General features: G+C 30.9%; 2 protein-coding genes. Both read left to right on the top strand.

Annotated features, from left to right (window positions below; translation table 11 throughout):
- Positions 1–137: 137 nt before the first annotated feature.
- Complete coding sequence (locus BVC87_RS11430; protein ID WP_075342512.1) at positions 138–6773, top strand: non-ribosomal peptide synthetase; 6636 nt, start codon at positions 138–140, stop codon at positions 6771–6773.
- A gap of 68 nt (positions 6774–6841) precedes the next feature.
- On the top strand, positions 6842–8342 hold a 1501-nt coding region (locus tag BVC87_RS11435), incomplete at its 3' end, for a condensation domain-containing protein (protein WP_234974661.1).

Raw genomic sequence — 8342 nt, forward strand, 5'->3', positions numbered from 1 at the left:
CTCCATCAGTTAAAAGAAATTATACTGATTGAATGACTAATATAAATAATCGAGAGTATAGCTCTTAAAAATTGTAGTGAAAACCAATTTTTTAAGAAAAAAATAATTTACCAACCAACCTGTAAAAACAAAACTTTATGAAAATTATTGAATATATATCTTATTTAAGGAAAGAAAAAAACATTCTTATTACTGTTAATGATAATGATATTAAAATACGAGGAGACAAGGATGCATTAACCAAAGAAATAATTGCAGAAATCAAAACAAGAAAAGAAGAGATATTAGCATATTTTCAATCGCTCAATGAATATGAGCAAGAGAAAAATATTTCTATAGCAGAAGAAAAAGAATTATATACACTTTCCTCAGCACAAAAACGCTTATATTTTATTCAAGAATTTGAAAAAGAGTCAATAGCTTATAACCAACCTATTATAGTAAAATTAGAAGGAGAACTAGATAAAGAATCATTTCAGAGAACATTTAATCAGTTAGTAGCACGTCATGCGGCTTTAAGAACTTCTTTTGTAAATGTAAACGGAGCTGTTTTTCAAAAAATCAACACACTAGAATCTGTTAATATTCAATACATAAACGCTACACCAGAAGATGTTGATGATAAGATTAGTCAATTTATTAGTCCTTTTGACCTTTCAGATAAGAGTCAATTTCGAGTAGGAGTATTAGTACTATCGGATAAAGAATATATTTTGATGGTAGATATGCATCATATTATTTCTGATGGGGTTTCTCATGGTATTCTTATGAAAGAATTTATGGATATTTATCATAATAAAGAATTACCAGAGTTAAAATTACAATATAAAGATTATGCAGAGTGGCAAGCAAACGAAGAACAAGAAACAAAACAAAAGAAAAAAGAGTTTTGGTTAAGCCAGTTTTCAGAAGAAACTATTCCATTAAATCTTGTCACGGACTTTTCACGTCCTAAAAGGAGAAGTTATAAAGGAGATGTTGTTGAATTTAATGTAGATGCTACAACTACAAAACAATTAAGATCTTTAGCAGAGGCTGAAGGAACCACATTATATACTGTATTCTTATCAGTATTTTATGTTTTACTTCACAAATTAACAAATCAAGAAGATATAGTTATTGGAACACCTATTTCGGGTAGGGATCATGCCGATTTGGAAACTATAATAGGAACATTTGTAAATACATTAGCTTTACGAAATTATCCTAAAGCTACAACTAGTTTCGAAAACTTTTTGTCAGAAGTTAAAACAACAACATTATCTTGTTTTGATAATCAGTCTTATCAATATGAAGAATTGATTAATGACTTAAAAGTTGCTAGAGATACTAGTAGAAATGCCTTGTTTGATGTAATGTTTACGTATCAAAATTACGAGGTGCCAACGTTAGAATTTTCTGATTTGGTATTAAAACACCATAAGAATGTACATTCTGATTCTATTTTTGATTTGCATTTGATAGCTTTTGAAGTAGAAGATCATATGGAATTTAACTTTACATTTCAAACAGAACTCTATAAAAAAGAAACAATCACAAGGTTTGTAAGTTATTTTAAACAAGCTTTATTATCAATAATAGAAAATCCTAAGTCAGAATTATCAGATATAACTGTTCTTCCTCTAAAGGAAAGAGAACAAATTTTAGAAACGTTTAACCATGCTACTATCAATTATCCTCATAAGGAAACATTAGCCTCTTTATTTGAGAATCAAGTAGAAAAAACTCCAGAAAATATAGCTTTACGTTTTAAAGAAGAAACCTTTTCATATAAAGAGTTGGAATTACGTAGTGAAAAATTGGCGATATATCTACAACAATTAGGAGTTAATACTAACACGTTAGTAGGTATATGTATGGATCGCTCAATAGAAATGATAATAGCAATACTAGGAGTGGTAAGAGCAGGTGGGACTTATGTGCCTATAGATCCAGATTACCCAAAGGAAAGAATCCAGCATATGGTGCGTGATGCAGTTATTGATGGAAATTTAAGTCCGGTACATATAGTTCTTACTCAAGATACTGTAAAAGAAAGCTTACAAGATATTATAACAGATGAGGTGGCTATGTATTCCTTAACAAATGCATGGAATGATAATGGAATGCTTTTTAATATTCAAGGAAACCTTGAATCAACTGTAGTTTCAGATGATACGGCTTATATTATATATACATCAGGTTCAACAGGAAAGCCAAAAGGGGTGAAGGTAGCACACAGAAATGTGGTAAGTTTATTAAAAAATAAAGCTACTCATTTTGATTTCAATGAAAAGGATATTTGGACAATGTTCCATTCGTATTGTTTTGATTTCTCTGTTTGGGAAATGTATGGAGCTCTATTATTTGGGGGAGAACTGATAATAGTTCCGAAAGAAGTTACAAAAGAACCAAAGTTATTTGCTGAATTAATTCATGATAATAAGGTAACCGTACTTAATCAAACGCCAATGTCCTTTTATATGCTACAGGAATCTTATGCGTTACAATACAACGAAACAGCAGTTCGTTATGTGATTTTTGGAGGAGAAGCACTTCACCCTTCTAAACTCAGAACATGGTACACGTCTTTTCCAGAAGTTACGCTTGTAAATATGTATGGAATTACAGAAACTACAGTACATGTTACTTATAAAGAAATTCGAGCTGATGAGATCAATTCAGGAATAAGTAACATAGGAACTTCATTACCAACATTACAATGTTATATACTTGATCAATCACACAAAATAGTGCCTATTGGTGTACCTGGAGAGTTGTATGTAAGTGGAGCAGGAGTTACAAAAGGATATCTTAATAGAGATGAGCTTACTGATGAACGTTTTCTTAAAAATCCATTTGCTTCTCAAGAACATGAAAAATTATACAGAACAGGAGATTTAGTTAGATGGCTTCCTGATGGTAATATGGAATATATGGGTAGAATTGATACTCAAGTTAAAATTAGAGGATTTAGAATAGAGTTAGGAGAAATTGAAGCTGTATTGAATGGACATTCAGCTGTTAAGAAAAGTGTTGTTATAGCAAAAGATCATGTAGGAACAAAGCAGTTAATCGGGTATTATGTATCAGATGGAGTTGTTACTGTTGATGAGTTAAGGAAAGAACTTTCGAAAAGTTTACCTGATTATATGGTACCTACTTTCATGGTTTCGATAGATGCTATTCCAATGACTTCTAATGGAAAAGTAGATCGAAAAAAATTAACAGCTAAAGAGCTTGAAGTTAATAGTATAAGTGATTATAAAGCTCCTGTAACTGAAATAGAGCGTCTTATGGTTGACGTATGGAAAGAAGCATTATCGGTAGTAAAAATAGGCGTGAATGATAATTTTTTTGCGTTAGGAGGAGATTCTATTAAAGCTATAAAATTGATTTATAAAATCAATGAAATGCTGAACTGTAATCTGCATGTTGCAGATATGTATGCGTATCAAACTATAGAAGAACTTAGTGGTATAATTTCTGAAAAAACAGGTAGCAGTATAGATGAACGAGCTAAAGCAGAGGAAGAAATAGAAATGTTTCAAGAATGGTATAAAAATGAAGTGGGAATGGATGATTCGTATGAAGCTGTATATCCTATGAGTGGTATTGAAAAAGGAATGACTTTCTATACATTAATGAAAGATGATGATGAAGATAGTTTCCATAACATCATTTATCACGAACAAAATCTTTATTCTATTCCAATAAAAGATTTTAAATATGATGTCTTTGAACGTGCCATTGAGTTACTAATGGAAAAACATAGCACACTTAGAAAAGTGTATGATGTAGAACGTTTTGCCCACATTATTAAAAAGAAAATGAAACCAGAATTATTCTTCGTAGATATTAGCCATATGACTCACGAAGAACAGCAAAATTTTGGATTAGAAAATAAAGATAAAGAGAGGGTAAAATCGACAGACTTTTCTGGGGAAGTTCCATTATGGAGAATGAGCATTATTAAAGTTCGTGAAGATTATCATTATTTACTTTTTGATATGCATCATAGTGTGTTGGATGGTTGGAGTTTATATTCATTTTTAACAGAGTTGAAAAATACATATGTATATTTAGATAAAGATCCAAATTATATTCCTCAAAAGCTAGAATGTGATTATGAAGATCAAATTGTTGGTGAAATTATGGAAATCAACAAAAATATAAGTACAGAATATTGGCGTGAAGAATTAGCCGATTACAACAGGTACGTATTTTATCCTACAGGAGATAAACATACTTTTGTTACTGAAATACTTGATTTAGATTTACAACTTAAAAAAGATTTAGAAAGTTTAGCAGCTAGTATCAATACAAGTTTAAAACACTTATGTTTTGCCGCATATACCTACACCTTATCTAAGTTTAGTTATGAACACGATTTTGTTGTAGGAATCATAACAAATACTAGACCTTTAGTGCCAGACGGTGAGCGTTTATTAGGATGTTTCCTAAATGCTGTGCCTTTTAGAGTAGATACTTCAAAAGCAGGAACATGGCGAGAATTTATCAATTATATGGAAAATAAATTGATAAAGATGAAACGACATGAAAAAATACCATTACAGAAGATCTTAGAAATTATTGAAGAGCCTGCAATAGACGGTAATCCACTATTTGATACATCGTTTAATTTTGTTGATTTTTGGGTTACAGAAGATATCTTAAAGTATGATTCGGAACTTGAATTTGACCATCATACATCAAAAGATATGGACTTTGCAACTGATAATTTAGATGTAAATCAAAATACCTTATTCGATTTTCATATCTGGTCAGATATGTATGGAATGCAAATGATCTTAGAATATTCTACAGAGGTACTTACAGCAGCAGACATAGAAAAATTCCATACCTATTTTAAAGAAATACTGTATAAATTCGTGGAAAATGTTGATGAATTGGCGTCAACACATCCAATAATCACATCGCAAGAAAAAGTACAGTTATTAGAAACGTATAATGATACACAAGTAACTATTAAGGAAGAAGCTACATTAGTATCATTACTAAGAGAGCAAGCACAAATACAGCCAGAAACAATAGCAGTTCAATATACAGGTGGAGAAATAACTTACAAAGATTTGGATGAAATCTCAAATAAAGTCGCTACATATCTACAAGAAGTTGAAGGTATCAAAAAGGGAGATTTAGTTGGATTAATGTTAGAGCGTGAAGCTAGTTTAATGCCAGTACTATATGGTATTTTAAAGGCAGGAGGAGCTTATGTACCAATAGATCCAAAACATCCAAAAAACAGAATTAATCTTATTGTAAAAGAATCTAAAATTAAAGCTCTAATTACACGTGGTAGTTATGAATCAATAAACATATCAAATTTTGATACACATGTAATCGATTTAGATGTAAAACAAAACGATATTGAGAAACAAACAATTAATATTACTACTAACTTAGTTACGGCAGAAGATTTAGCCTATGTAATTTTTACTTCTGGTTCTACAGGTAAGCCTAAAGGAGTAATGTTACAACATAATAATGTGGTGAATTTTATTGAAGGAGTAACTAAAGAAATTCCTTTCTCTGAAGATAGTACTATACTGTGTTTAACCACGATTTCTTTTGATATTTTTGGACTAGAAAGTCTTTTACCAATTAGCAAGGGATTAAAAATGGTGCTAGCTAATGAAGAAGAACAGTTTGATGCAACATTATTAGGAAAAGCAATACAAAATCATGGAGTAAATATGTTACAAATGACTCCATCTAGGGTCGAACTATTATTATCTGAAAGTAATAGTAATGCCATATTAGATGAGGTAAGGTGCATTATGATTGGAGGAGAAGCATTTCCAGAAATATTATTAGATAAGGTAAAGAAGGTCTATTCCGGGGCTATCTATAATATGTATGGACCAACAGAAACTACTATATGGTCTACTATTAAAGAACTAACTAATGAAACTTCTATAACAATTGGAAAACCAATAGCTAATACAGAAATCTTTATCCTTAGTAAAAACAATGAACTTTTATCAGATGGTGTTGCAGGAGAGCTTTGCATTGGAGGTAAAGGATTAGCGAGAGGATATTTTAATAATGATTCATTAACAAGTTCTCGTTTTGTACAACATCCATTTAAATCAAATGAACGTTTATATAAAACAGGAGATTTAGCTCGATGGAATAATAATGGAGATTTAGAGTTCTTAGGAAGAATAGACAATCAAGTAAAAATACGAGGATTTAGAATTGAGTTAGGAGAAATTGAAACTCAATTAAATCAACACGAGTTTATTGAGCAAGCAGTAGTGTTAGCTAGGGAAACAAACGGAGAAAAGTTTTTAGTTGCATTTTATGTGTCAGATAAAGAAATTGCAGTAGAAACGTTACGTAAACAACTTTCGCGTGAACTTCCTGAATATATGATTCCTTCATATTATATGCATCTAGAGAAGTTACCTTTATCACCAAGTGGTAAAATAGATAGAAGAGCTTTGCCAGATCATACATTGTTTGATACAGAAAGTTATGTTGCTCCTTCTAATGAAGTTGAAAAAAGACTTACAGAAATATGGAGTGAGGTGTTAAAAATAAATCCAGAAGAAATTAGCATTGATAAAAGCTTTTTTGATTTAGGAGGACATTCATTAAGAGCTATGATTCTTATAAACAAAATTAATAATGAATATCAAAAAAGTTTTCCATTAACCTTATTGTTCCGCTATACAACTATAGCTGATATAGCCGAGTATATAATGGCTGCTATAGCTGCAGAAAAGCCAGTAGAATATATAGAGGATAGCGAAGAATATTCGTTTTAATCAAATTGCTACAAAATAACTTAAGCTAGCCTTCTCTTTCAAGGGAAGGCTAGCATTTAGCGCTACTTATGAAACCAACCGAAATAATTACTAAGCTTATCAATCTTGGAGCAAACTTAAAAGTTGTAACAGGGAAACTAAAGGTCTTTGCACCTCCTGGAGTTATGACTAAAGAGTTACAAGAACACATAAAAAGGCATAAGGAAGAAATAATAGCAATTTTAGTAAGCTTACAAGGAACTTCTAAAATTGAAAAAGCATCATTAAAAGAATACTATACGCTTTCATCCGCTCAAAAGCGTATGTTTTTTTTGCATAGTATAGATAAGGATGCTTTAGCATATAATATGCCCCAAATTGTAAAGCTTAAAGGAATAGTTGACAAAAAACATTTAGAAGATACTTTCAAAAAATTAATTGATAGACATGAAAGTTTACGAACATCATTTCAAACTATAAATGGAGAAACAGCACAAATAGTAGCAGCTGAAATTCCGTTTTCCATTGAATATTTTGAAGCAAATGAGTTAGATGCTATAACTATTGTAGAAAACTTTATTAGACCTTTCGATCTTTCAAAATGCCCATTAGTAAGAGTAGGGTTAATCAAAATAGCGGAAAAAGAATATGTTCTAATGGTGGATATGCACCATATAATTGCTGATGGAGTTTCTCAAGGAATTTTAATGAAAGACTTTTTAGCATACTATAGTAAGAAGGAGTTATCGGAATTAAGATTTCAGTATAAAGATTATGCAGAATGGCAACAAAATATTCAACAAGAAGAGTTGTTGCATCAAAAGGAATTTTGGCTACAAGAATTTGCAGAGGAAATAGTTACATTAGAGTTACCTACGGATTATCAAAGACCTAAAATAAATAATTATTCAGGAGGATACATAGGGTTTACATTAGATCAGTCTGAAGTTGAAAGTTTAAATAAAATAGGAGATAATGAAGGAGCTACGTTGTTTATGACAATGTTATCTATCTTTAATATCTTTTTGAGTAAGATATCAAATCAGGAAGATGTTGTTGTCGGATCCCCAGTGGCTGGAAGGCAAAATGTAGAAATGGAAGATGTAATGGGGATGTTTGTGAATACCTTAGCATTAAGGAATCAACCAAAAGGAACATTAAGGTTTATAGAATTCTTAAGACAGCTCAAAGAGAAAACATTAAACTGTTTTGAACATCAATCATATTTATATGAAGATTTAGTAGAAACACTTCGTATTCCAAGAGATTTAAGCAGAAACCCATTATTTGATGTGATGTTTGGTTTTGAGAATTTTTCAGAAGAAGAATTTTCAATTCCAGGACTTCAGCTAGAACCTTTTAATGACAGTCAACAAACTTCAAAATTTGATTTATCTTTAACGGTCCGTGAATCTTCTGAAGAGTTACACTGTTTATTTACGTACTCTACAGGATTGTTTAAAGAAGCTACTATTGATAGGTTTGTGAGTTACTTTAAACAAATAGTTAAAGAAGTATGTACTAACCCAGATATAATACTCTCAGATATTGATGTTTTATCAGAACAAGAAAAGTATCAACAATTACAGG

The organism is Tenacibaculum agarivorans, from assembly GCF_001936575.1.
Classification (GTDB): domain Bacteria; phylum Bacteroidota; class Bacteroidia; order Flavobacteriales; family Flavobacteriaceae; genus Polaribacter; species Polaribacter agarivorans.

Bases quoted from the DNA above. Each gene is read 5' to 3' on its own strand.
- BVC87_RS11430 (WP_075342512.1), top strand. From the start codon at position 138: ATGAAAATTATTGAATATATATCTTATTTAAGGAAAGAAAAAAACATT.